The sequence below is a fragment of the Pantoea sp. BS_8 genome (assembly GCF_041954965.1).
Classification (GTDB): domain Bacteria; phylum Pseudomonadota; class Gammaproteobacteria; order Enterobacterales; family Enterobacteriaceae; genus Pantoea; species Pantoea stewartii.
The window spans coordinates 683,717-707,978 of sequence record NZ_JAVAXU010000002.1 but is presented as its reverse complement, the minus strand read 5'-3'; the positions used below and the strand labels follow the sequence as shown (position 1 = coordinate 707,978).

The 24,262-nt window shown below is 52.5% G+C and carries 23 protein-coding genes; 18 read left to right on the top strand and 5 right to left on the bottom strand.

From position 1 onward, the window contains the following. Positions 1-13: 13 nt before the first annotated feature. Positions 14-1,471 carry a beta-Ala-His dipeptidase gene (pepD, locus tag RAC65_RS08845; RefSeq protein ID WP_033738557.1) on the bottom strand — a complete coding sequence of 486 codons (1,458 nt, stop codon included), beginning with the start codon at positions 1,469-1,471 and terminating at the stop codon, positions 14-16. A gap of 252 nt (positions 1,472-1,723) precedes the next feature. Here pepD and gpt point away from each other — a divergent pair, with 252 nt between their 5' ends. The 3 genes from gpt (at position 1,724) to crl (ending at position 4,072) form a co-directional block, all read left to right on the top strand. Beyond that, complete coding sequence (gpt, locus tag RAC65_RS08840; RefSeq protein ID WP_006118053.1) at positions 1,724-2,182, top strand: xanthine phosphoribosyltransferase; 459 nt, start codon at positions 1,724-1,726, stop codon at positions 2,180-2,182. Positions 2,183-2,297: 115 nt separating this feature from the next. Then, positions 2,298-3,551 carry an esterase FrsA gene (gene frsA, locus RAC65_RS08835; protein WP_110268573.1) on the top strand — a complete coding sequence of 418 codons (1,254 nt, stop codon included), beginning with the start codon at positions 2,298-2,300 and terminating at the stop codon, positions 3,549-3,551. Between the two features lie 119 nt (positions 3,552-3,670). Then, positions 3,671-4,072 (top strand): sigma factor-binding protein Crl, encoded by a 402-nt coding sequence (gene crl, locus RAC65_RS08830; protein WP_006118055.1) that lies wholly within the window; start codon positions 3,671-3,673, stop codon positions 4,070-4,072. 190 nt (positions 4,073-4,262) lie between these two features. Here crl and ompC read toward each other — a convergent pair whose 3' ends face one another. Continuing rightward, on the bottom strand, positions 4,263-5,375 hold the full coding sequence (ompC, locus tag RAC65_RS08825; RefSeq protein WP_375096596.1) for a porin OmpC: 1,113 nt from the start codon (positions 5,373-5,375) through the stop codon (positions 4,263-4,265). A gap of 350 nt (positions 5,376-5,725) precedes the next feature. Here ompC and proB point away from each other — a divergent pair, with 350 nt between their 5' ends. The 9 genes from proB to lpxO all read left to right on the top strand — a co-directional run bounded on the left by proB (position 5,726) and on the right by lpxO (position 14,297). After that, positions 5,726-6,829, top strand: a complete 1,104-nt coding sequence (gene proB / locus RAC65_RS08820; protein WP_033738564.1) for a glutamate 5-kinase — start codon at positions 5,726-5,728, stop codon at positions 6,827-6,829. Between the two features lie 9 nt (positions 6,830-6,838). Next, positions 6,839-8,092: a glutamate-5-semialdehyde dehydrogenase gene (gene proA / locus RAC65_RS08815; RefSeq protein ID WP_375096595.1), complete on the top strand. Its 1,254-nt coding sequence runs from the start codon at positions 6,839-6,841 to the stop codon at positions 8,090-8,092. 359 nt (positions 8,093-8,451) lie between these two features. Continuing rightward, positions 8,452-9,183 carry a S24 family peptidase gene (locus RAC65_RS08810; protein ID WP_039338546.1) on the top strand — a complete coding sequence of 244 codons (732 nt, stop codon included), beginning with the start codon at positions 8,452-8,454 and terminating at the stop codon, positions 9,181-9,183. Between the two features lie 419 nt (positions 9,184-9,602). After that, positions 9,603-9,881, top strand: coding sequence for a hypothetical protein (locus RAC65_RS08805; protein WP_006118060.1), 279 nt, complete (start codon positions 9,603-9,605; stop codon positions 9,879-9,881). Between the two features lie 187 nt (positions 9,882-10,068). Continuing rightward, entirely contained in the window at positions 10,069-10,536 is a 468-nt protein-coding gene (locus tag RAC65_RS08800) for a lysozyme (protein ID WP_375096594.1), read from the top strand. Further along, positions 10,533-10,880: a hypothetical protein gene (locus RAC65_RS08795; protein ID WP_006118062.1), complete on the top strand. Its 348-nt coding sequence runs from the start codon at positions 10,533-10,535 to the stop codon at positions 10,878-10,880. The genes RAC65_RS08800 and RAC65_RS08795 overlap by 4 nt, the downstream gene beginning before the upstream one ends. Then, complete coding sequence (locus tag RAC65_RS08790) at positions 10,877-11,170, top strand: hypothetical protein (RefSeq protein WP_033738571.1); 294 nt, start codon at positions 10,877-10,879, stop codon at positions 11,168-11,170. Before RAC65_RS08795 ends, RAC65_RS08790 begins: the two co-directional genes overlap by 4 nt. Positions 11,171-11,369: 199 nt before the next feature. Beyond that, entirely contained in the window at positions 11,370-13,118 is a 1,749-nt protein-coding gene (locus RAC65_RS08785) for a glycosyl hydrolase family 28-related protein (RefSeq protein WP_058708254.1), read from the top strand. A 270-nt stretch (positions 13,119-13,388) separates the two neighbouring features. Beyond that, complete coding sequence (gene lpxO / locus RAC65_RS08780; RefSeq protein WP_033738574.1) at positions 13,389-14,297, top strand: lipid A hydroxylase LpxO; 909 nt, start codon at positions 13,389-13,391, stop codon at positions 14,295-14,297. A 66-nt stretch (positions 14,298-14,363) separates the two neighbouring features. Here the strand turns inward: lpxO and dhaR are convergent, their stop codons facing one another. Together dhaR and RAC65_RS08770 are read right to left on the bottom strand one after the other, a co-directional pair. Beyond that, on the bottom strand, positions 14,364-16,280 hold the full coding sequence (gene dhaR / locus RAC65_RS08775) for a dihydroxyacetone kinase operon transcriptional regulator DhaR (RefSeq protein ID WP_289367879.1): 1,917 nt from the start codon (positions 16,278-16,280) through the stop codon (positions 14,364-14,366). A gap of 101 nt (positions 16,281-16,381) precedes the next feature. Further along, complete coding sequence (locus RAC65_RS08770) at positions 16,382-17,479, bottom strand: glycerol dehydrogenase (RefSeq protein WP_033738579.1); 1,098 nt, start codon at positions 17,477-17,479, stop codon at positions 16,382-16,384. Positions 17,480-18,065: 586 nt separating this feature from the next. On the opposite strand from RAC65_RS08770, the gene dhaK reads away from it, so the two are divergent. The 4 genes from dhaK (at position 18,066) to RAC65_RS08750 (ending at position 22,992) form a co-directional block, all read left to right on the top strand. Further along, on the top strand, positions 18,066-19,136 hold the full coding sequence (dhaK, locus tag RAC65_RS08765) for a dihydroxyacetone kinase subunit DhaK (protein WP_033738582.1): 1,071 nt from the start codon (positions 18,066-18,068) through the stop codon (positions 19,134-19,136). A 10-nt stretch (positions 19,137-19,146) separates the two neighbouring features. Beyond that, positions 19,147-19,779, top strand: a complete 633-nt coding sequence (gene dhaL / locus RAC65_RS08760; protein WP_006118067.1) for a dihydroxyacetone kinase subunit DhaL — start codon at positions 19,147-19,149, stop codon at positions 19,777-19,779. Positions 19,780-19,789: 10 nt separating this feature from the next. After that, entirely contained in the window at positions 19,790-21,211 is a 1,422-nt protein-coding gene (dhaM, locus tag RAC65_RS08755) for a dihydroxyacetone kinase phosphoryl donor subunit DhaM (RefSeq protein WP_375096593.1), read from the top strand. Between the two features lie 629 nt (positions 21,212-21,840). Beyond that, entirely contained in the window at positions 21,841-22,992 is a 1,152-nt protein-coding gene (locus tag RAC65_RS08750; RefSeq protein ID WP_375096592.1) for a VENN motif pre-toxin domain-containing protein, read from the top strand. Positions 22,993-23,079: 87 nt separating this feature from the next. On the opposite strand, the gene RAC65_RS08745 is transcribed toward RAC65_RS08750, so the two are convergent. Next, positions 23,080-23,226 (bottom strand): hypothetical protein, encoded by a 147-nt coding sequence (locus tag RAC65_RS08745; RefSeq protein ID WP_375096591.1) that lies wholly within the window; start codon positions 23,224-23,226, stop codon positions 23,080-23,082. Here RAC65_RS08745 and RAC65_RS08740 point away from each other — a divergent pair. Then, positions 23,225-23,725 (top strand): hypothetical protein, encoded by a 501-nt coding sequence (locus tag RAC65_RS08740; protein WP_375096590.1) that lies wholly within the window; start codon positions 23,225-23,227, stop codon positions 23,723-23,725. The two genes, RAC65_RS08745 and RAC65_RS08740, sit on opposite strands and share 2 nt — an antisense overlap. Then, a complete protein-coding gene (locus RAC65_RS08735; RefSeq protein ID WP_054634431.1) occupies positions 23,722-24,213 on the top strand; it encodes an Imm42 family immunity protein in 492 nt (163 codons plus the stop codon). The genes RAC65_RS08740 and RAC65_RS08735 overlap by 4 nt, the downstream gene beginning before the upstream one ends. Positions 24,214-24,262 lie beyond the last annotated feature (49 nt).

The following is a 24,262-nucleotide window of genomic DNA, read 5'->3' as shown; positions in this document are numbered from 1 at the left end:
TGGCGTACGGATTTTATTTCTCCGGCACCACATTCAGCAGTGTAGTCAGCAGCTTCCAGTACAGGCCAACGCTTTCGATATGGACCTGCTCATCGGGAGAGTGCGGACCTGTGATGGTTGGGCCGATCGAAACCATATCCATGTTGGGATAGGGTTTTTTAAACAAGCCACATTCCAGACCCGCGTGGATCACCTGAATATTGGGTGTTTTGCCAAACAGGGCGACATAGGTTTCACGCGTCAGGGCCATGATGGGCGAGTCGGCATCGGGCTGCCAGCCAGGATAGCCGCCTTTTGGTTTGGTCTGCGCGCCCGCCAGCTGGCCGAGTGAGGTCAGCATCTGCACCACATAATCACGTCCCGTGTCGATCAGCGAACGAATCAGACAGTTAATTTCCGCTTTGTCGGCATCCATCGTCACAACGCCCACATTGAGTGAGGTTTCCACAACGCCTTTGGCGACATCAGAATTGCGGATCACGCCGTTCGGAGTGCTGTTTAACAAATTCAGGAAGCGATCGCGGCTTTCACGGCTCAGCGCCTCGCCCTGATGGGCAACCGGCTCGCTGACGAAAGCAATATTCTTCTCTTTCACGCCGTGCTCATTCTGTACCGCAGCCAGGAAGCTGGCGGCGGCTGATTTGAGGTTATCCACTTTGCTGCTGTCGACAGAAACGGTTGCAAAGGCTTCGCGAGGAATCGCGTTGCGCAGTGTACCGCCGGTGAACGCAATCAGGCGAAGATCCAGCTCTGCCGCATGCGCGGTCAGGAAACGGGCCAGCAACTTATTGGCATTCCCCAGGCCCATATGAATATCCGCACCCGAGTGACCGCCACGCAGCCCTTTCAGGGTGAACTTCAGGGTTTCAAAACCGGCAGGAACCGCTTCGCGCGTCAGGGGCAGGGTTGTGATGAAATCGATGCCGCCTGCGCAACCCATGTAGATCTCACCTTCTTCTTCCGAATCGGTGTTGATCAAAATGTCAGCCTGCAGCCAGCCTGGCTGTAAACCAAAAGCACCGTCCATACCGGTTTCTTCGGTCATGGTGAGCAGGACTTCCAGCGGGCCATGGGTCAGGCTGTTGTCCGCCAGTACCGCAAGGGCCGAGGCCATACCAATCCCGTTGTCGGCGCCCAGCGTCGTCCCGCGCGCTTTCACCCATTCGCCATCGACATACGGCTGAATAGGATCTTTGGTGAAGTCGTGAACGGTATCGTTATTTTTCTGCGGCACCATATCAAGGTGTGCCTGCAGGGCCACGGGCGTGCGTTTTTCCATACCGGCGGTCGCAGGTTTACGAATCAGGATATTGCCGACCTGATCGCGCTCACACCAGAAGCCTTGTTCTTTGGCCCAGTTAACAATGTAGTTAGCCAGCGCTTCTTCATGAAAAGAGGGATGAGGAATCGAGCAGATTTTGGCGAAAAAATCCCACAGCGGCTGTGGAGAGAGTTGAGACAATTCAGACACGACAAGTCTCCTGTGTCAGTGCGCCGGCTTTGCCGGACAGTGCGAAGTTCCAGTGAAAGATCGCCGTCAGTGAACTGACGAGATAGGGCGAGAATATCACTGTTTTTCGTTCTGTGTGTCATTCACCGCGCTAAAAAACCGCAACCAGCCGCCAGGTGCTGGTTTTTAGCGCGTCATGTCCTTATAATCTCGCGCAACCTTTTCCCCGTTGCACATTTTTTAAGCCACACTGACTGGCTGGGATTCCTATTTATGAGCGAAAAATACGTCGTTACCTGGGACATGCTGCAGATTCATGCCCGTAAACTGGCTCAACGCCTGCTGCCTGTTGAACAGTGGAAAGGCATTATTGCAGTGAGTCGCGGCGGTCTGGTACCGGCTTCGCTGCTGGCACGTGAACTGGGTATTCGCTATGTCGATACCGTGTGTATTTCCAGCTATGACCACGATCATCAGCGTGAAATGAAAGTCCTGAAACGCGCCGAAGGCGATGGTGAAGGCTTTATCGTGATTGACGACCTTGTGGATACCGGCGGTACCGCACAAGCCATCCGTGAGATGTATCCGAAAGCGCGCTTCTGCACCATCTTTGCAAAGCCTGCCGGACGTGCGCTGGTTGATGACTATATCGTTGATATTCCGCAGAACACCTGGATCGAACAGCCATGGGACATGGGCGTGGTTTATATTCCACCGATTGTCAAAGGCTGATTGACGCAACACAAACAACGCCCGGTTTTCCGGGCGTTGTGCTTTCTGCGCCTCGCGACTTGCCGTGCAGTACAGTAAACTTAACTGCTGCTGTCTGTGTTGTTAGAGAGGTGATATGTCTGGCAAAAACCTGAGCGTTGAGCTGTTTAAACCTCGCTTTAAACATCCCGAAACGTCGTCGCTGGTACGCCTGCGTCGGCATGCCACGCATGAAGTGCATTCTGCTCTGGATGGAGACAGCCGGCGCGGCTGGTATCGGATGCTTAATAAGCTGATGTGGACATGGCGGGGCGTGCCCGCGCAGGAGATCAGCGAGGTACTGGCGCGTATTGCAATCAGCGATGTTGAGCACACCAACCCTGCGCTACTGGATACGGTAATAGGTTATCGCAACGGTAACTGGAACTACGAGTGGAGCAGACAGGCAGGTCGCTGGCAACAACGTGCGCTGGACGCGAAAGAGGACGCCCACGACCAGGCCGGGCATGACTGGCTGCACGCGTCTCATCTCTACAGTGTGGCCGCGTACCCCTATATTAAAGGCGATGAACTGGCGGATCAGGCGCAGGCCCTGGCCAGCCGCGCTTATGAAGAAGCGACCCGCCGCTTACCCGGGGAACTCAAAACGCTGACCTTCCACATTGAAGGAGGCAGCCCCGTCAGCGGCTTTTTGCATATGCCGCCTGGCGTGGAAGCCCCTTATCCGACCGTAATGTTTTGCGGTGCGCTGGACTCGCTGCAAACTGACCACTATCGTCTCTTCCACGATTATCTTGCGCCGCGCGGCATCGCTATGCTGACGCTGGATATGCCGTCCGTCGGGAACGCCATCAAGTGGAAGCTCAGCCAGGATACCAGCTTTCTGCATCAGCAGGTGCTGCGCGATCTGGCTTCTGTTCCGTGGATCGATCACACGCGCGTAGCGGCGCTGGGTTTTCGCTTCGGTGCTAATGTCGCCGTTCGTCTTGCCTATCTGGAAGCGCCGCGTCTGCGAGCCGTAGCCTGTCTCGGGCCCATCGTGCACAGCCTGCTGACACAAAATACCTTGCAAAACAAAGTACCGGATATGTATATGGACATGCTGGCCAGCCGACTTGGCATGGCAGGCAGTACAGACAGCGCCTTGCGGGCGGAACTGCTCAGCTACTCGCTGAAAAATCAGGGGCTACTGGGACGTCGAACTGCCACGCCCATGCTGTCAGCATACTGGTCCAACGATCTCTTCAGCCCTGAGGAGGAAAGCAAACTGATTGCCAGCTCTTCACCACAAGGTAAAGCGTTGTTAATTCCGGTAAAACCGGTAGCGGCCAGTTTCGATAGCGCCCTGAATGAAATCTGCGACTGGCTGGCACAACGTTTGAAAAGATAGCTGGCAAAATTGACAGTGTTTGCTACAACTACTAGCTGGAATCATTCGGATCGTTGCAAGACAATGCAGCATGGCTGCTGCGGTTCGAGATATAAAGCCTGTCCTAATGGAGAATTAGCATGACGTTACCGAGTGGTCATCCCCGCAGTCGCCTGCTTAAACGCTTCACGGAACTGGGACCTTACATACGCGATGGAAAATGTAGTGAAAATCGCTTCTTCTTCGACTGCCTGGCTGCCTGCGTAAATGTTAAACCTGCGCCTGAGCTGCGAGAGTTCTGGGGCTGGTGGATGGAGCTGGAAGCGCAAGCCGATCACGTTACCTATGTGTATCATATTGGCCTGTTTGATAAAGAGGGCGACTGGTCTGTCGCCACGATCAAGGGCAAAGATAATTCAGCCCGCGTGGAAGAAACGCTGCGTAATTTCCATGGCCGTTTAAAAGAGACGTTGAAAGAGTTTGAACTGGATCTGGTGCCCGCCAGTGACTTCGATGAAAAACCGATAAAACTCAGCGCCTGAAACTGAAGCCCCTGCGGGGGCTTTGTTGTCAGGATCGATCCCGCTCAGATTGCCCTACAGGAAAGGGCGAGTGATGATCACTCGCCCTTTTAACAGACACATTCACATTGAGGGTAAAGCACTAAACCTCTCCATCACGCGGGCCGTCATTCCTTCGACAGCCTCTCTCGTCAGGCGAAGCTCAGATTCATCAGAACTGGTAGGTCAGGCCGACAGCAACGATGTCATCGTTGTTAAGCGCCAGCTTGTTGTCTTTATCCAGTTGGTTAATTTTGTAATCAACAAACGTCGACATGTTTTTGTTGAAGTAGTAGGTGGCGCCCACGTCGATATATTTAACCAGGTCTTCGTTGCCGATACCGTTTTCGATATCTTTGCCCTTGGTCTGCACGTAGCCAATAGAAGGACGCAGGCCGAAGTCAAACTGATACTGCGCAACCAGCTCCAGGTTTTCTGCTTTGTTGGCTGAGCCCGAAACGGAGCCGCCAGCGACACGGTTTGTTCCACTGACAGGCGTCATGTTGCGGGTTTCGGTATAAATCGCGGCCAGATAAATACTGTTGGCATCATATTTCAGGCCCGTGCCCCATGATGTCGCTTTATCGCCATGACCATAGGCACCCGCCTGTTGTGAATTGGTACGGTCAGAAGAAGTGATTGCACCCAGTACGCTCACACCAGAGTCAGCAATCGCATAACCCAGTGAGGCACCATAGCCATCACCATTCTGGCGTGTAATATCGGTACGGCTGTTTGCGGAAGTCGAGTCATCTTTACCCTGATACTGCAGGGCAAACTTCAGACCATCGACCAGACCAAAAAAGTTGGTGTTACGGTAAGTGGCGACGCCAGAAGCGCGCTGCGCCATAAAGTTATCCGTACGGGCTGTACCGTCACCACCAAATTCCGGGAAGACGTCAGTCAGCGATTCAACGTCATACAGTACGCCGTAGTTACGGCCATAGTCGAATGAACCGTACTGAGAGAATTTCAGACCGGCAAAGCCCAGACGGGTTTTGTTGCCTGTATTAGCATCGCTGCCTTCAGAGTTGTTAGCATTGTACTGATATTCCCACTGGCCATAACCGGTCATCATATCGTTAATCTGCGTCTGGCCTTTGAAACCGATACGCACATATGATTTGTCGCCATTTTGACCAGCATTATCGCTCATGTAATGCTCGGCTTTTACCTTACCGTAGAAATCCAGCTTGTTACCGTCTTTGTTATAAACTTCAGCCGCCTGAGCGGCAGAGGTCAGCGCCAGAGCAGAAATAACGATTGCCAGTGTACTTTTCTTCATTTGCTATCAATCCCAATGAGTAAAATGCTTATATCCTCACTATTTTCTTGCTGCAGGCAGGGCTGCCTTATTCTCTGATGGCTCAGTGAACGCATCAGGGGGCATTCATTTGCCGCCTTGTTACATCAAGAAAACTTTTGAGGCATTAGTGAAAATATTTGTAAAACACCGACTTTTTACCGATGAATGGTGAAGTTTTTATGACAACTTTTATGTTTTGTTGTTAAAGGGGAACTTTTGGTCTACTCCGCACTCTGCAAAATTTGCAGCTTTTCCCTTACTGGCTGTTGGCTTCCCTCACCGCACCTGTTAAAAAGTCGGTTCACAGAAATTTTTTACGGCAGGACAACATGAGTGGCAGTCAGACCCTTGTGGTCAAATTGGGTACCAGCGTGCTTACCGGCGGTTCGCGTCGGTTAAACCGGGCACATATGGTGGAATTAGTGCGTCAGTGCGCGCAGCAGCACGCCGCCGGCCATCGTATTGTGATTGTGACCTCCGGCGCGATGGCGGCCGGTCGTGAACATCTGGGTTACCCCGAACTGCCGCCTACCATCGCCTCAAAGCAGCTGTTAGCTGCGGTGGGGCAAAGTCGTCTGATCCAGTTGTGGGAACAGCTGTTTTCCATTTACGGTATTCATATCGGGCAGATGTTACTGACCCGTGCTGATATGGAAGATCGCGAACGCTTCCTCAATGCCCGCGATACCTTACGGGCCTTGCTGGACAACCACATTGTGCCGGTCATCAATGAAAATGACGCCGTTGCCACGGCGGAAATTAAAGTGGGCGATAATGACAATCTCTCTGCGCTGGCGGCAATGCTGGGCGGGGCAGACAAACTGTTGCTACTGACCGATCAGCAGGGATTGTTTACCGCCGATCCGCGCAGTAATCCGGATGCCCAGTTAATCAGCGATGTGCATATCATTGACGACGCACTGCGCGCACTGGCGGGCGGAAGCGTATCCGGGTTGGGCACGGGCGGCATGTCGACGAAGCTGCAGGCTGCCGATGTCGCCTGCCGGGCCGGTATTGATGTCATTATTGCGGCCGGAAGTCGTCATGGCGTGATCAACGATGTGATTGAGGGCAAGCCCGTCGGTACACTGTTTCATGCTCAGCAGACGCCGCTGGAAAACCGTAAACGCTGGATTTTCGGTGCGCCGCCCGCCGGAGAGATCACCGTGGATGACGGTGCGCTTGCTGCGATTGTTGCGCGCGGCAGTTCACTGCTGCCAAAAGGGATCCGCGAGATTCAGGGGAATTTTTCCCGTGGTGAAGTGATCCGTATCCGCAGTTTGCAGGGGCGCGATATTGCGCACGGCGTCTCGCGCTATAACAGTGATGCGATGCGCATGATTGCGGGTCACCATAGTCAACAGATAAGCGAGATTCTGGGCTACGAATATGGGCCGGTTGCCGTGCATCGCGACGACATGATCGTCAGTTAAGGAGTACACATGCTTGAAGAAATGGGAAAGGCGGCGCGCGCCGCGGCCTGGAAACTGGCGGATCTGTCTGCGGCAGAAAAAAATCAGGTTTTACTGACTATCGCCGATCGGATTGAGGCAGAAAGCGAGGGGATCCTGGCGGCAAACGAGCAGGATCTGGCTGAGGCGCGGCAGAACGGCATGAGCGCCGCATTGCTCGATCGCCTGACGCTGACGCCCGCGCGCCTCAGTGCGATTGCCCACGATGTTCGCCAGGTCTGTCGGCTCGGCGATCCGGTAGGGCAGGTGATCGATGGTGGTCTACTGGACAGTGGCTTGCGTATTGAGCGCCGCCGGGTGCCGTTAGGGGTGATCGGCGTCATTTATGAAGCGCGTCCGAACGTCACGGTGGATGTGGCGAGCCTGTGCCTGAAAACCGGCAATGCGGCCATCCTGCGTGGAGGGAAAGAGACATGGCGGACGAACGCGGCTACCGTCCGGGTAATACAAAACGCTTTGCAGCAGCACGGCTTGCCATCAGCTGCCATTCAGGCGATTGAGAATCCGGATCGGGAACTGGTCAATCAACTGCTAAAACTGGACCGCTATGTGGATATGTTGATTCCGCGAGGGGGCGCCGGACTGCACAAACTCTGTCGCGAACACTCCACTATTCCGGTGATTACTGGCGGCATTGGCGTTTGCCATATGTATATCGACGACACGATGGATATCGACGCCGCGCTGGATATCATCGTGAATGCCAAGAAGCAGCGTCCCAGTGCCTGTAACTCCCTCGAAACTCTGCTGATCGACGCGGCCATGGCGGCGCGCTTTCTGCCCGCTTTTATGGCCCGCATGGCAGAGGAGAACATTTCGCTGCATGCTGATGCCAGTATCCTGAGTGAACTGCAGCAGGGACCGGCCAGCGTTACCGCCATCCAACAGGGCGATTACGACGATGAATGGCTGTCGCTTGATCTCAACGTTAAACGGGTTGCCGATATGGATGAAGCTATCGCGCATATTCGCGAGCACGGCACGCAGCACTCAGACGCTATCCTGACACGCAGCACACAAAATGCCGCGCGCTTTGTTAAGCAGGTTGACTCGTCTGCTGTTTACGTCAACGCCAGCACGCGCTTTACCGACGGGGCACAGTTTGGTCTGGGCGCGGAAGTCGCGGTCAGTACGCAAAAACTGCATGCCCGTGGTCCAATGGGCCTGGAGGCGCTGACGACCTATAAATGGATTGGCTGGGGAGACGACAGCCTGCGTGCATAACCGCATTTTAGTGAATAAAACGGGAGCCTGTGCAGGCTCCCGTTTTTTTTAGATGGCTTTTTTCGCACCACTCAATGGTAGAGTTTTTCGCCCGTTGGCCGCTTTTTAGTCAGTAAGAGGGAGGTTGTTCATCAGAAACGATGAAGGTAGGGCGCAATTTTTTACACAAGATTACTGAAAGGTGAGGTCAGACGCGGCTTAGCGCCTGATTTTATGCTTCGCTTGGCATAATAACGGTTAACAATAATCAAAAATGCCTGGCAATGCCGTTAGGTAGTCAACGGGCGGTAATATAAAATGAACTGGTAGCAATAACGAAAATAACATTCAGCACCTCTTTCATGGTTGATTATTAACTGATGGTTAAAAAAGAGAGTATCAAACAAGCGTTCACTGCCAGGCTGATCGCCGCGTGTGAAAGTGCGGGCATCACCGGTCATGGCCGAAATAAGCAGGTCGCCTGTGCGCTGCAACAGCAGGGTTGTCAGATTTCCGCACCCGGCGTGTGGAAATGGTTTAACGCGCAGTCCGTGCCCGATAACGGCAATCTTCTGGCGCTCAGCCAGTTACTGGGTGTCAGAGTAGAATGGTTGCAATATGGCATGGAGCAGACCCCGGAACCGTATTTACTGCAGGATATGCCGTGCCAAAAAAGCACGTTTCGCGTTAACAGTTTTGACCTGGGGCAAACGTCAGCAATGGGGGTTCCCGTCGGGGATGACTTCGTTGAAACGATTAAGGCTATCGAATACGGGCAGGAGGAAGCCCGCATCTTGTTCAGCGGCCGCCCGGCCGATCATATTCGGTTAATCGCAATGAACAGCGATGCCATGTCAGACACATTTGCCCCACGGGATCAGCTGTTTGTGGACATTAGCGTGCAGACATTCGACGGAGATGGCATCTACATCTTTACGCTGGACGACAGACTTTACCTCAAACGCCTGCAACTGCAGCATAAAAGAATTGCTGTTATCTCAGATAATAAACGTTACGAGACCTGGTATCTGGACCGGAATGATGCGGGCAGTTTAACCGTTCTGGCAAAGGTGATCATGAGCCAGGCCAGGCAGTATCATATTCTGGGTTAGGCAATTCAGTCAGACTGATGATCCTTAAGTGAAAAAAATAATCGGTCTAAATTCAAAAAGTTAACTTATGGTAAAAAATAAATTAACCAGTGGTGTTTGATAAAGCATAAGAACCTGTTAATAATTTGAGCAGGGACGAAAAAAGTTGTTACCTCCAGGATGAAACGCTCTTAAACAATTGAGGCGCTGCACAAGCGCGAATCAACCCCCCAACGCTAATGAGCTTTGGGATGGGGTGGATGCGTACCGTGCAGTGTCATCAGATGCCGCCCGAACCCTTTGCTTACCCTTCCACCTGACTGATTATTCAGCCGGGAGGAGTGCCTGTGAACAGCATTCCGCGACGTTCAGGCGTGTTCAACGGAGCGAAAATGCTTGCCTGCCACCCTATCGCCAAAGACTCATTCACAGGAGGAGTTATGGCGATAATCCAGTATGGCAAAAGCGTTTTTACAGGCAATGCACGAACTCGCCGTCATCAGCGGCGTCAACCTCTTAACCGTCTCAAACACAGTATTGACGAAGCACTTAACTGTCCACCCGAAACCCGCACGCTTCGCCGCGCAGAGCAAATCTGTCAGCGGCAAGTGATATCGGCTGTTGATCGCGCGATTACCGCACCGCGCCTGAGAAGCCAGGAGATATCGGGATTTGATAATTGCTGCCTGCCACATGTTCATCTCTATGCGGTCCGTTGAACGAATTTTTCGTCACTGATTTTACGCCTGTCGCAGGCATCTCCATCCTTTCTGACCTTTTGTAAATGCTTCAATGCTGCTGCATGTTCACCCGACATCGCCGCTGCGTTTATCCCTGCACTAATCAGTTTGTTTTATGTTTTGTCAGTCCGGTCGGTTATGTCTGCATCGTCTATGAGGGGTTTTTATGAGCCAGATTATTGCAATTCTGAATTTTGAAGAGGGTTACGCCGAAATGCCGTATCTCGATACGCTGGGGTTTCCTACCGTTGCAGGCGGCATCCGTATTGGCCCAAAAGGCGCATCGCTAAGTAACTATATCATGCGGGTTCCCCGGCGGGTCGGGGATGTCTGGAAGCAATGCATTCTGGAAAACAAGATCACAGATATGCAAAGCCGTGCGCCCATTAAGCTGGCGCTGGAGAAATGTAATGAGGCGCGTACCGATGTTCTGATGAGTATGGCCTATCAGCTTGGCGTAGATGGCATTTTGCAGTTTAAAAACATGCTCAACGCGATTGCCCAGGAAAACTTTGTTGAGGCCGGTGAGGCCATGCTCAACAGCCTGTGGGCGCGGCAGACACCGGGCCGTGTCCGGCGTCATGCCGAAGTGATGCGCAGCGGAAACTATGACGTCTACCGGGGGTTACTATGAGATGGTTACTTTTCATTATCGCGGTGTTAAGCGTCATTATCATTTTGCTGTTAATGCAGCGCTTCACCACGCTTCAGTTTGTTTCTCACGCCAAATTGTTGTTTAAAACCTGGTCTGTATGGCTTGCCTCGCTGGGATCGATGCTCAGTGCCTGGGTTCAGTCGTTTCCGTCTTCTGCGCTCAATGCCTGGCAAACGCTGCCGGAGGACGTAAAAAGCATTCTTCCCCACAACTATCTGGGTCTTATCGGTGCCTTCATGGTGGCGATGGGCGTGATTGCGCAGTTTGTTCGCCAGAAAACCCTGCTCAATGAAAAACGGCAAAGTAAGGAGATGGAGTCATGACGTTTTTTTCTCTGTTAACCAACGGCGGCTGGCACTGGTTGGCTGCGCTGGGTGCGCTGATGGCGGCTTTGGGAGCCAGTTACTTCGGTGGCAAAAAAATTGGCAAGGTGCAACAGCAGGCGCAGTCAGAAGCCGAGGGGGCCAGGCAAGAGGCAGACCGCCTGACGAAGATTACTCATCAACAGCAACACAATAGTGAGGAGGCGAAGCGTGTGGCGACTGATAACCTCAATCTTGATGATGCTGCTGCTCGCGACAAGTTGCAGCAGTCCAAATATAACCAGCCCTGAACCCATCATCTCTAACGATTCAGCCTGCATTCTCTTTTCCCCTATTTACACCCATGGCGATGACGCGCAGAAGGCAGACATTCGCACTGTGCGCGCCATCAATGCCCATAACGATCTCTGGGATGCCCTCTGTGGACATCCCTCATCGTCAAAATAGTTAACTAAATGATTTATAAAACCTTATCCTGAGGAGGATATCATGATTGAAGTCAACTCATTTGCTGAGCTGCGTACTACCGTGCCGTCAAAAGCAGGTGAAATTGCCATGTTAAAACGCTACTACGACAAAGACTCCAGTTTCCGGGGCGGCGGTGATTTTGTGGGATTCACCGGCACCACCACGTTAAAAGACGATGGCGGTACAGTCGCCGTTGGCAATAACTTTTACTGGAAGCGTTCGATTAACGATCCACGTGAAGTTAACATCCTGCATTTTGGCGCGAAAGGCGATGGCGTAACCGATGACACCGATGCGTTTAAACGTATTCTTGGCTGGTCACAAACTTACAGCCAAAATATGAAAGGTTTACCGGTCCGTTTTCCCGGCGGACGTTTCCTGATCATGCCAATGGACCTGAGTGATACAGAAATGCCGTTCTTTGGTCTGGCCGGCGATGACCTGGCGCTGGGTTCTCTGCCTGGCACAACCCTTATCTCCGACAAAAGCGCCAATACGCTGTTTAAGGTTAAAGCCCGTAGGACGACGATCCGTGGTATCACCTGGGATGGGCAAGCCAGCGCGGATATTGTTGCCAATAAAGCCACCATCACCCCCGAGATGTGCAGCAACACTCAGCCTTTCTTTGAAAATATTTGTGTGGAAGGGCAAATCGTCAATATTAGCTGTTTTCGCGGCCAGCGCAGTGGCGGCACGATTTTTAAACTGCAGGACACGCTCGACAGTAAGTTTGAGCAAATCTACACCAATACCACCTACTCACGGGTGTTTGATATTGGCTGGTCAAATTCGCCCAATGGCGTGTGGGATCACTCCACGGCGGTTGAATTGTGCAACGCGAATTTCCAGACAGGCTATGGCGATGCCACGCTTTACATGCCACGCATGACACAGGCGATTATGCGCAACGTGTGGATTGAACATACGCGTAATCCCGGCGATCTGTCTGATGGCGGCTGGACAATTGATACGCTCAACGTCGAAGACTGTAGTGCACCTTTAATCCTCAATAATGCGCGCGTGGTAATGCGCCATATTAACCTGCAGGCGGGCGCAAAGCTCAGTCAGGATCTGGTCACGGGCAAATGGCTTTCTACTTTCGAGTATGGCTATCGCCGCGACGAGAACTACGGCACGTTTATGAGTGGATCGCTACGGGCAGGGTACTTCAGTGGCTATAAAGTCGTGAATAATACTGCGACGGATAACTGGTATCGCCTGGGCCAGGTGTTTTTCCCTTCACCCAATCAGCAATGGGTTATTGAGTTGATTGGCAAAGCGGATAACACCACGCCTTCGGGAACTGCTACGTCACCCGTTAACATGCCGGGTACAGGGAAAACGTGGATCAACCTACAACGGCTGGATACCGTCTGGGCGGATGCCTGCCACATGGGTCAACCTGCTGTTATGGATATTCGCTACAACCGGGTGGGCACCACCTATGCTGGCGTGTGGGTCAAGCTGCGCGCTAACAGCGGTGAGACCATGTTTAACCTGAAAACGACCGGGCCGACGCGCTTTGACACCGGATCCTGCTCACTTTTCCAGAGTGATATGTCTCAGGTTGATGACGTCACAAAAGTCGGGACGCTAAAACCCGCTGCGCGCTTTGGTCTTCACAATGGTGTAGCGGGGCTGGGCGCCAATGAAAAAGGGGTGGTAACCCTGGCGACCGCAGAAGGCTCGCCGACAAATAAAACAACGCCGACCGGATTTGTGCTGATGAATATAAACGGCGTCGATCGGAAGGTGGCGTATTACGATTAGCATGCATACACATTCGCGAGGCTTCGGCCTCGCGACGTTTATTTACATGCTGGCAGATGTTGAAGTGTTATTGCGATGATCTGACGCGCTGTGCGGACAGATCGCTTCCGTTTTATAAACCTTTACTAAACAACCTGCCGTTATTCGCCATGAGTGATAACGCAAAGCGCACTGCATGACAAAAATTTTTACGTTTCAATACTAAAAATTAAAGTCCCAATAACTCTTCGCAAGAAACACTCCATTCTTGCAACACAAGGAACACGTTGTATGGTGGCTGCCATTATCATTGGTATTTTTATTATTAGCGTTATCTATGCGCACTCACGCGGTGTAGAAAAGCAAAAGTTTTCACGTCAGTTATTTGATCACTCGACCTTTATGGCGCCCATCAATATGTTTATGACGGGCTTCTCCAGGTTGCCGGCAAAACAGCCTTATTTCCCGACGGATGATTTTCCTGAACTTCGTCAGCTTACCGATAACTGGGAGGTTATCCGTGAGGAGGCGATACGGCTTCAGGATCACATCAAAGCGGCACAAAGCCATAATGATGCAGGTTTTAACACCTTCTTTAAACGTGGCTGGAAACGTTTTTACCTTAAGTGGTATAGCGATGTGCACCCTTCAGCACAGCAGCTGTGTCCTGTGACCACGGCACTGGTGAGTCAGATCCCGTCCATCAAAGCAGCCATGTTTGCAGAACTGCCTGCAGGCAGTCATTTAGGTAAACACCGCGATCCCTACGCGGGATCGGTGCGTTATCACCTTGGCCTGGTGACGCCCAATGACGACCGTTGTTTCATCGAAGTGGATCGCCAGCGCCATAGCTGGCGCGATGGTCAGGCGGTGATTTTTGACGAAACGTATGTGCACTGGGCGCAGAATGAAAGCGAGCAAACGCGCATTATTCTGTTCTGCGATATTGAGCGGCCGATGAAATGGCGCTGGGCACAGGCGGTTAATCACTGGGTTGGCAATACATTAATGTCGGCAGCCGCCTCGCCCAATGATGAGAATGACAAAACGGGATTCATTAACCGGATTTTTAAATACGTTAATGCTGTTCGCGATGCCGGACAGAAGCTGAAAAAGCGTAACCGGACCCTTTATTACTGGGTAAAACATAGCTTAATTGCCCTGATCTTTTTGGCGATCATTGTCCCGGGTATGATGTAGCAAAATAACAAGGCGGTCAGGCGCAGACTGACCGCCTCATTGGCTGGCGAATATAACCGACAGCCCTTACTTTAGTTTGAACTCACTGGCATCAATCGCATAGTGTTTCATTTTTCGCCATAAGGTGGTGCGTCCAATATTCAGCATCGCCGACATAGCCTGTACCTTGCCGTGCGTCATTCGGGCTGCCTGAAGAATCGCTTCTTTTTCAATGGCGCGAAAAGACAAATCATCCGGCAACAACGCCGTGCCGGCAGTATTATCAGCCTGTTCAGAAAACAGTGATTCAGGCAGGTTGCTTAGCCGGATATGGCCATTTTCACTGCGGATCGCAATATTCTCGATTACGCTGTTGAGCTCAAAGTCATTGCCTGGCCATCCATACTGCATTAACTGCGTGATAACCTCGTCATCCACTTTAAAACGTGATGAAAACCGCTTTTCCAGCCTGCGCAACCGGTTGTTAATGAGACAGGGAATGCTGTGACGGCGCGCCCGCAGAGGCGGTATGGCAATTTCAAAGGAATGTAAGGCGTAATAAAGCTGACGGCTAAAACGATTCTGTTCCACAAGATGGGCCAGATTAGTGGTCGTCGTGGCAATCACTTTGATATCAACAGGAATAAGCCGCCGGGCATCCAGCCGGGTCAGTACGCCCTGTTTGATGACCTGAAGCAGCACAGACTGCTGAGCCGGAGTCAGATATTCAATCTTTTCCAAAAACAACGTGCCGCCGCTGGCCAGCGCCAGTCGGCTTAACCGGCCATCTTCATCCTCGCCGGGCGCACTGCCTGTAAAATCCTCTCCCAGAGAATTGTCGGCATAAAGTTGACAGTTAACCGCAATGTAGGGACCACTCGCCCGATCGCTTTCATTATGAATCGCCTGGCTGAGTAGCTCTTTCCCCACGCCTTCTTCCCCACACAGTAAGACCGGAAAGCGGCCTTTTGCGGCCTGACGGCCGAAACAAACCAAACGTCGTGTTTCCGCATCTTCTTCAGGCATTTGTTCAAACGTATGGCTGACTTTGCCTAACTGACTGGTCATCAGCTGGCGCATCTGCTCAACCGGATGAAGCAGCAAAATAAAACTGTTGCCCTGGGGTTCAACAATCGGTTTCAACGTAATGACGGCATCCACAAACTGGTGCTGGCTTTCAAACGTGACCTCTACATGCTTCAGCGCCTGAACCTGGGGGATGGCCCGACGCAACAGGGCAGGCAGGGTCACCAAATCCGCCAGCATTTTTCCCTGACTGGTCAACGCATTCAGATGCAACATCCGTGCGGCCCGGGCGTTGAGAAACTGCAACACGCCTTGCTCGTTCCAGGCCATCACGCCGTCATCCATGCTTTCCAGCAGGCCATTGAGTTGATTCAGATGGCGGTTGGACTCGGTAAGCAAAGTGTCCGTCAGTAACGAGTTGCCCACTTCACGGGCAATGGCTAACGTCAGAGAAAGATCTGACGATGCCTGCGTCTTGTCCTGGCAGGCCAGAGAAATGGAGCCAAATAAGCGACCATGATTATCAAATATTGGGGTTGAGCAGAAAAACCAGGGATGAAGGGCCCGTTTGAAGTGCTGTTCGCCGTGGGTCTTAATAGGCTGACCTTCAAGCGCCGCCAGCGATAAGGCACAGGTACCGATAATGCTTTCCGCACAATAGCTGCCATCCCGCATGCCTAATGCGTCAAGCTGCATCAGCGTTTCAGGCGCGCCGCAGCGGGTCAGAATACAGGCTGATTCGTCCAGAATGAGCAGCGCACAGGCACGGTTTTCCATGTATTCCCATGCATCCTCCAGCGTCGCCTGACCGAGGGTTATCAACGCGGCTTTACGTCGACATATGGATTCATAGGTCAGGCCCTGCGCCTGGTGTGGCGTCTGCCAGTTATCGCGTTGCATATATTTACTGCAGCGCTGCCATGACTGCGTAATCACCACTGAACCGTCATTATTGCTATGGGGAGGTAAACCCGTCATCACGTTTTCCGCCAGAAAACCATAGAAAATCCCTCTGACAGATCCGGTCAGAGGGACGCCTGGTGCCCGTGATACCCGGGCCAGCGGTTACCGGCAGTCGGCTAACGTGACAGCCACTGCTGCCCCAGCAGATCCGCAGTCACAATGGCTGCGTACACGCTGTCCGGTGTAACCGGGAACGGCATATTGTGGATGGTTTCGCCTTCCACGCAGGCCGCATGGGCAACCGCGCTTATTTTCTCTTCAATGCCGTGTTTCACTCCCATCTGTGCCAGCGTGACAGGCAGGCCCACTTTCTGGCAGAAGTTCAGCACGGTTTCGATCTCATCTGTCGGGCTGTTTTGCAGTACCAACTGCGCGAGCGTACCAAACGCCACTTTTTCGCCATGATAAAGATGATGGCACTCTTCCAGCACGGTAAATGCGTTGTGAATCGCATGAGCGGCAGCCAGACCGCTGCTCTCAAAACCAATACCACTCAGATAGGTGTTGGCTTCCACAATACGTTCCAGGGCTTCCGTGACGACGCCCGCCTGGGCGGCACAGCGCGCTTTTTCGCCCTCAGCCAGAAGCGTCTCGTAGCACAGACGCGCCAGGCTTAACGCGGCCGCGGTCGATTTCCCTCCCGCCATACTGGTTGCGCCCGAGTCATAACAGGCTTTTGCTTCAAACCAGGTCGACAGGGCATCACCCATACCGGCGACCAGTAAGCGAACCGGGGCTTTGGCAATGATTGTAGTATCCATGACCACCATGTCAGGGTTTTTGGGATAGATCAGGTACTCAGCAAACTCACCGGATTCGGTATAAATGACCGACAGCGCGCTGGTGGGCGCATCCGTCGACGCGATGGTCGGGATCACCACCACCGGCAGTTTCAGATACCAGGCGACGGCTTTAGCGGTGTCCAGCGTTTTCCCCCCACCCAGTCCGATCACGCCCCGGCAGCCATGCTGTTCGACAAGGGCCATCAGGCGTTCTATTTCCGTCCGGCAACACTCCCCGTTAAAGCGTTCGGCATGGCAGGTCACACTGTGGCTGGCAAGGCCGGACAGGACCTGATCGCCCGCCAGTTTCATCACAACGTCATCGGCAATCACAAAAAAATGATTTGCCAGGTTTTTGGCATATTCCCCAAAGGACAACAAGGCATCGGGGCCCTGAATATATTTCGCTGGAGACTGAATAATTTTTGGCATTCCTTTCACCCTCAAGTAAGAACATGTTCGCAAGATGAACGCGCGCATCTTTCTGGCTCAGTTGGCGATGTGAGCCGGATGATGACCGGCGTACGCGACTCACTTTACGATCAACGGTGAGGGGAAATATTTTTGACGCCAACGTTCTTATATGGAACGCCATACGGCCAGTTATGTTCCATCCTGAAACAATAAACGCGCTCGAAAAGCCATGTTGCGATCGCGATCGCCTCTTAGCGGTTAAGAGACTACCCGGAACCCATGTGAGAGGAAGGACGCGACTGCGCGCCAGCCTGAGGGGATAAAACGCTTATCGCTCAGACAGATTGATCACGTGCAACGATCCCGATTTCTTGCTTTGCCTCTCATTTTTCGCCGTAAGTGCGATAAAACGTTTCATAACGAAACATAATAACGCAGCAAAACGTTCCCTTATGGAACGCTGAAGAGGGGCATTTTTTTTCCTGTCGACTCCGTAAGAATCACTCCACCGACGCGCTGCTTTTCGCCGTCTCGCTCTCCTGATAATGCTGTCCCTTTTGCTAAGGCAAGAGCGGCGGCAAACCGATGCTAACGGAGCATACCCATGAAAAAGCTGATTAATCGTGTGGAAGATGTATTGAGTGAACAACTTGCAGGCTTCGCTCGTGCCCATCCTGAACTGACGCTGCATCAGGATCCAGTTTGTATGACGCGCGCCGATGCGCCTGTCGCCGGAAAGGTTGCCTTACTGTCGGGCGGCGGAAGCGGCCATGAACCGATGCACTGCGGATTTATTGGTCCGGGCATGCTTTCGGGTGCCTGCCCGGGTGAGATTTTCACCTCGCCAACGCCGGATAAAATGTATGAATGCGCCATGAAAATTGACGGTGGTGAAGGCGTACTGATGATAATCAAAAATTACACCGGTGATATTCTCAACTTCGAAACCGCCACCGAGCTGCTGCACGAAAGCGGTGTAAAAGTCACCACAGTGGTGGTTGACGATGACGTGGCCGTAAAAGACAGTCTCTACACGACAGGACGACGTGGTGTGGCGAATACGGTACTGATTGAAAAACTGCTTGGCGCCGCAGCGGAGCGGGGCGATTCACTGGAAGCCTGTGCGGCGCTGGGACGTAAACTCAATAACCTGGGCCACTCGATCGGTATTGCGTTAGGCGCCTGTACCGTGCCCGCCGCCGGCAAACGCTCGTTCGAACTTCAGGACAACGAAATGGAGTTCGGTGTAGGGATTCATGGCGAACCCGGCATCGACCGCCGTACTTTTACCTCGCTGGACAAGACGGTCGATGAGATGTTCGACACGCTGCTGGAGAATGGCAACTACAGCCGTACCCTACGTCACTGGGATCAAAACAGCGGAAGCTGGCAAGAGGTTAAACACAGTAAGCAGGCATTAACCCGCGGCGATCGTGTGATTGCGCTGGTTAATAATCTGGGCGCTACGCCACTGTCAGAACTGTATGGTGTTTATAACCGCCTGGCTCAGCGTTGCGACGAAAGCGGCATCACTATCGCGCGAAATCTGGTGGGCAGTTACTGCACATCGCTGGATATGGTGGGCTTTTCCATCACGCTGTTAAGCGTGGATGATGAGGCCCTGTCACTGTGGGATGCCCCGGTACACACACCTGCCCTGAACTGGGGCTGTTAAGGAGTTCGACATGTCACTTACCCGCGCCCAAATTGTGAACTGGCTTTACCGCTGTGGTGAAGTTTTTACCCGTGAAAGTGATTTTCTCACCGGCCTGGATCGCGAAATTGGCGACGCCGATCACGGCTTAAATATGCACCGGGGTTTCAGTAAGGTGGTCGAGAAGCTGCCCGCGATTGCCGATAAGGATATTGGCTTTATCCTCAAAAATACCGGCATGACGCTGCTTTCCAATGTGGGCGGTGCCAGCGGGCCGTTGTTTGGCACTTTCTTTATCCGGGCGGCGCAGGTCACACAGGCACATCAGAGCCTGACGCTGGAAGAGCTGTATCAAATGATACGCGAAGGGGCCGAAGGCGTGGTGAATCGAGGAAAAGCGGAACCCGGCGATAAAACGATGTGTGATGTCTGGCTTGCGGTGGTGGCGTCACTGCGGCACGCCAGTGAGCAAAATATGTCGGTCATCGCCGCGCTGGATGCCGCCTGCGAGCAGGCAGAAACGGCCGCTCACGCCACCATTACAATGCAGGCCCGCAAAGGCCGCGCCAGTTACCTGGGAGAGCGCAGTATTGGTCATCAGGATCCGGGGGCAACATCGGTGATGTTTATGATGCAGATGCTGGCTGCCGCCGCCAAAGCTTAAGGAGAAGCACATGGTAAATCTGGTGATCGTGTCACACAGTGCGTTGCTGGGTAACGGCGTGGAGATGCTGGCGCGACAAATGTTAACCGGCGATCGCTGCAAGCTGGCGGTCGCTGCCGGCATTGACGATCCTGATCATCCCATTGGCACGGATCCCGTGAAAGTGATGGCGGCGATCGAATCGGTGGCAGATGCGGATCATGTTCTGGTCATGATGGACATGGGAAGTGCGCTGTTAAGTGCAGAAACGGCGCTTGAGCTGCTTGATCCTGCCATTGCGGCCAAAGTGCGTTTGTGTGCCGCACCGCTGGTGGAAGGTACGCTGGCGGCAACCGTCAGTGCGGCGGCGGGTGCCGATATCGAAAAGGTGATGACGGTGGCCATGAAGGCGCTGGAGGCGAAGCAGGCACAACTGGGTATTGCACCTGATAGTGCCATTGCCAGCGTCGCCACCGTTAACCCACACGAGGACGCACAATCGGTCACGGTGACCGTAAAAAATCACCATGGCCTGCACGTCCGTCCTGCTTCACGGCTTGTGACCACGCTGGCTGGCTTTGATGCGGAGTTGGTACTGAAAAAAGATAACCAGTGTGTCACGCCAGACAGTCTCAACCAGATTGCTCTGCTGCAGGTGCGCTGTAACGATCAGATTACCTTGTCGGCACGTGGCCCCGAAGCGGGCGCTGCGCTGGCAGCGTTCACCTCTCTGGCGGCGGAAAATTTTGGCGAGCAACCTGAAACGATGTCGCTCAGGACAACGGTACCGGACACGGGACAGGTGCAGGGTAAAGCGGTGTTTTATCCCTTGCCGCTGGCGCAGCCTGACCGGCGTCCATGTGCCGATGAGCAGCAGGAATGCCGACGGCTGAAGCAGGCAATCGCTGACACTCTCTGTGATCTGGATGCGCTGCATAAACGGGCAGAAGCGAATTATGGCGAGGCGGTAGCCGCTATTTTCGCCGGGCATCACACGTTGCTGGATGATGCCGATATGTTTGATGAAGCCTGCGAGAAGATTCGTGCGGCGCGGTGCTGTGCCGAATCCGCCTGGTATGAGGTGCTCATGGCGCTAAGTCAGCAATACCGGCAACTGGATGATGCTTACCTGCAGGCGAGATTTATCGATATTCAAGACATCCTGCACCGCACCCTGTGTCACCTTAGCGGTCGTGAGATTACGCTTCCAACACCGGATTTCCCCGCGATTCTGATTGCCGATGACATCTTTCCCTCTGCGGTCGCCAGTCTGGATGTGAAGCAGATAAAAGGCATTTGCCTGCGGGAGGGCAGTGCGCTCTCTCACGCTGCCATTATTGCCCGCGAAGCCGGTGTTGCCTTTCTCTGTCAGCAGGGTGATATGCTGGATATTATTCAGCCAGAGGACAGGCTGATGATAGATGTCGCCGGGCAACAGATCAGAAGTCTTTAGCGCTTTTCATTCGCCCCTGATGAGGTCTTCGGGGGCTTAATTTCCCTTAAAAGACCGCAATTGTACGTTGATTTTAATATCAATTTCTTATTAACAGGGCGGTGGTTGCGGCTCAGTAGGTCAGTCAAAGGGGCAATAGGAGTTTGGCTGCCAATCAGGTGATGAACGCCGTTTTAACTGGTGTACAGATCTGTCAGCCAGTGAGGGACAGGATGATCCAGCCAACGTCGTTGGCATCAGCATTTCATTCTCAATACAGCAACACAACTCAGAACCAACTTTGCAATCTCATTTAGTCAGCGGCTCAATTAATAACTGAGGCCGGAATCGGATTATCAACGCCACCTGAAAAAGTCATGGGCCCTGCCAACGGAGACTTAGTTAATTACGGCAGTCAGCTGACAGGGCGTGGCGATTTAGCATTACCTACGGTAAATAAAATCGCTCTGTCAGGCGCGACATGAAAGAGTCCAGTTATGGCTCATGCGGCAGCTTCACTTTTGTCTCTATAACAAGGTCCGGTTAAATCTCAGGCCGGGGCGGATAAAAACCGTCTGGATACGGGAACGCTGGGTTTTACCGATCTGCATAACGCGGCCGACTACAAAACGGAACATCAGGGCATCGGCATGAGCTCGGGTGCCAGCATGGCGGGCCAGTTCGCCGGGAATATGGCTAACACCATGCTGGCAGGCGCTGACGGAAAAGGGCATGCTGAAGGAACTACCCGGTCAGCGGTGGCTGACGGGACGACAGTGGTGCGTAATCAGGCTGACCAGAAGCAGGATACCGCCACGCTGGGTCGCGACACGGCACATGCCAGCGACAGCATCAGCCCGATCTCTAAAAAAGAGAAAGAACAGCAGCGACTGCAGACCGCGCAGATGATTGGCGAGACTGGCCAGGCGGCGGATATCGCTCGTACGCAGGGCGAGATTGATGCGCTGAAGAAAGCCCAGGAGGTAAAGGGCCCCGTACCCGAAGGCGCATCTGAAAAAGCACGCAATGCCTATATAGAGAGCCTTAAAGCGACCCCTGAGTATAAAAAAGCAATCGCTGACTCCGGCACAGGAAGTTCATTACAGCAGGGAATCCAGGCGGCAACTGCGGCTGTTCAGGGACTGGCAGGCGGGGATTTTAAAGCGGCACTGGCTGGCGCATCCGCCCCTTACTTCGCCGAACTGATCCACAAAAATACCACCACAACAGGCCCTGACGGCAAGCAGGTGGTGAATACTGCAGCAAATCTGATGGCGCATGCGGTTGCGGGGGCAGTAATCGCACAGGCGCAGGGCAACAGTGCGTTATCAGGTGCCAGTGGTGCAGCGCTGGGCGAATTTATCGCTCAGGAGATGTACCCGGGTATCGCGCGGACGGATTTGAGTGAAGAGCAGAAGCAAACCATCAGCGCACTCGGAACGCTGGCAGCGGGGCTTGCAGGTGGTTTGGCAGGTGGCAGTGCGTCAGGGGCGATAGCGGGCGCTCAGGCGGGGAAAAATGCGTTAGAGAATAATGCGCTGAGCGGCAAAGATGCCCAGGAGAAAAACAGCATTGAACTTGCACTGTCAGAAACAGGACTGGCCCTGCACCCAAGAACGGCTGAAGAAGTGGCTGCGCTGGAAAATCGACACGACCAGCTAACTAAACTCGATGCCGAAGTTGATAAGTATGTTCAGGATGCCTGTTCTCAGGGACGGGTATCGCCCGCTTCTCAGGATGCGAATGCTTTAGCTCAGGGTCTGCAGGATAGCTACAGCGGTTATCTGGGCGGCCTAACGTAGAAAGAGCTGAATCATGCCCGGGTTAGCCAAATAGTGGCGAATACCTCAGCTGATAAATGGGATTACGCAATAGAAGGCTACGCGAAATCACAGAATATCAGCTATCAGGAAGCAAAAGACAAGTTCGCGCTCGCCATCAATATCAACCAAGCGGCAGACATTGCCGGGATTGTATGGCCTGAAAGGAAGCGAGAGTGAAAAAACAGGAATAAGCAGTGCGGCGGCTTCAATCATGAAGCAGGTGCTATCGAAGTATGATGACTTCAAGCAGAATATTGCCAGCAGTACGAAAGGTAATAATGATGCGCTGGCAATGGCGGGTGCGGGGAATGTTAACGTCTCCACATCGGGTGAAGAACTGGGGCCGAACGTAAATCTGTCCACGGGAACCAGAGGTGGCAAAGGAAACCCAATACCAGTTAAAGATCCTGTAACTGCTAGTAATGGTCTAAATTATCAGTCAAATCCTAAGCATACAATTAATCCACCACGAAACGCAGGTATTGAGCCGAGAAACTCTTTAAGTCTTTTTGAAAACTCAGTTTCAGTTAACGCCAAAAACCAAAAAGCGCGCTACACCATGGATGATAGCGGGAATATACACCAATTCATGCCATACAATACTGGGAACTGGCATTGGGCAGGTAGTACAGCAGATGAAAGAAACCCATTAATTTTGCCAAATGATGTAAAATCGGCATTGAAGAAACAACAAGGTTGGAAAATCAAATGATTATTGGTGATGATTTTTTTGAAATCGCATTTCAATTGGAGTTTATGGCTTCTGGTTATTCATCTCCAAGCGGAATGTTTAATTTTGTGATCAACGGAAAAATGATCCCAGGTGAAAGTGTCGCTGTCGATCTTTATGTGGCAATATCTTTTTTAAAGGACAGCGTAAATAGTGAGGTAATTGAAAATGCACCGGATATTGGTAACATTATTCTAGATGAATTGGATTTTTCAGAAGGTGCGCCAGAAGGTATAATCTGGCTCGACACAGGAGTTGCAGAAATAAGTGGTCGAGGTTATTGGTTTTATTTAGGATTCGATCAAGATGAGGAACGGCTCATTTTCACTACGGATGCAGGTAAAAGCTATCAAGAAGCTCGATATGCACGAGGAACGGTTAAGAAATTGATTGATAGTTTACCTGATTCTAAGGACCTGGAGTTTATCAAAAGAAAGGAAATGATTTTCCTTACTGATTTGAAAATGTAATATATTGAGCATTGTTGTTGAGAATAATATGCTGAGTGTTCCGCGAATA

Coding starts and splice junctions, on each gene's coding strand:
- RAC65_RS08740 (WP_375096590.1), top strand. CDS start 23,225: ATGAAGCAGGTGCTATCGAAGTATGATGACTTCAAGCAGAATATTGCC.
- RAC65_RS08810 (WP_039338546.1), top strand. CDS start 8,452: ATGGTTAAAAAAGAGAGTATCAAACAAGCGTTCACTGCCAGGCTGATC.
- RAC65_RS08795 (WP_006118062.1), top strand. CDS start 10,533: ATGAGATGGTTACTTTTCATTATCGCGGTGTTAAGCGTCATTATCATT.
- RAC65_RS08745 (WP_375096591.1), bottom strand. CDS start 23,226: ATGATTGAAGCCGCCGCACTGCTTATTCCTGTTTTTTCACTCTCGCTT.
- RAC65_RS08770 (WP_033738579.1), bottom strand. CDS start 17,479: ATGCCAAAAATTATTCAGTCTCCAGCGAAATATATTCAGGGCCCCGAT.
- RAC65_RS08800 (WP_375096594.1), top strand. CDS start 10,069: ATGAGCCAGATTATTGCAATTCTGAATTTTGAAGAGGGTTACGCCGAA.
- RAC65_RS08790 (WP_033738571.1), top strand. CDS start 10,877: ATGACGTTTTTTTCTCTGTTAACCAACGGCGGCTGGCACTGGTTGGCT.
- frsA (WP_110268573.1), top strand. CDS start 2,298: ATGTCTGGCAAAAACCTGAGCGTTGAGCTGTTTAAACCTCGCTTTAAA.
- dhaL (WP_006118067.1), top strand. CDS start 19,147: ATGTCACTTACCCGCGCCCAAATTGTGAACTGGCTTTACCGCTGTGGT.
- dhaR (WP_289367879.1), bottom strand. CDS start 16,280: ATGACGGGTTTACCTCCCCATAGCAATAATGACGGTTCAGTGGTGATT.
- lpxO (WP_033738574.1), top strand. CDS start 13,389: ATGGTGGCTGCCATTATCATTGGTATTTTTATTATTAGCGTTATCTAT.
- gpt (WP_006118053.1), top strand. CDS start 1,724: ATGAGCGAAAAATACGTCGTTACCTGGGACATGCTGCAGATTCATGCC.
- RAC65_RS08785 (WP_058708254.1), top strand. CDS start 11,370: ATGATTGAAGTCAACTCATTTGCTGAGCTGCGTACTACCGTGCCGTCA.
- RAC65_RS08750 (WP_375096592.1), top strand. CDS start 21,841: ATGAGCTCGGGTGCCAGCATGGCGGGCCAGTTCGCCGGGAATATGGCT.
- RAC65_RS08735 (WP_054634431.1), top strand. CDS start 23,722: ATGATTATTGGTGATGATTTTTTTGAAATCGCATTTCAATTGGAGTTT.
- dhaK (WP_033738582.1), top strand. CDS start 18,066: ATGAAAAAGCTGATTAATCGTGTGGAAGATGTATTGAGTGAACAACTT.
- RAC65_RS08805 (WP_006118060.1), top strand. CDS start 9,603: ATGGCGATAATCCAGTATGGCAAAAGCGTTTTTACAGGCAATGCACGA.
- ompC (WP_375096596.1), bottom strand. CDS start 5,375: ATGAAGAAAAGTACACTGGCAATCGTTATTTCTGCTCTGGCGCTGACC.
- crl (WP_006118055.1), top strand. CDS start 3,671: ATGACGTTACCGAGTGGTCATCCCCGCAGTCGCCTGCTTAAACGCTTC.
- proB (WP_033738564.1), top strand. CDS start 5,726: ATGAGTGGCAGTCAGACCCTTGTGGTCAAATTGGGTACCAGCGTGCTT.
- proA (WP_375096595.1), top strand. CDS start 6,839: ATGCTTGAAGAAATGGGAAAGGCGGCGCGCGCCGCGGCCTGGAAACTG.
- dhaM (WP_375096593.1), top strand. CDS start 19,790: ATGGTAAATCTGGTGATCGTGTCACACAGTGCGTTGCTGGGTAACGGC.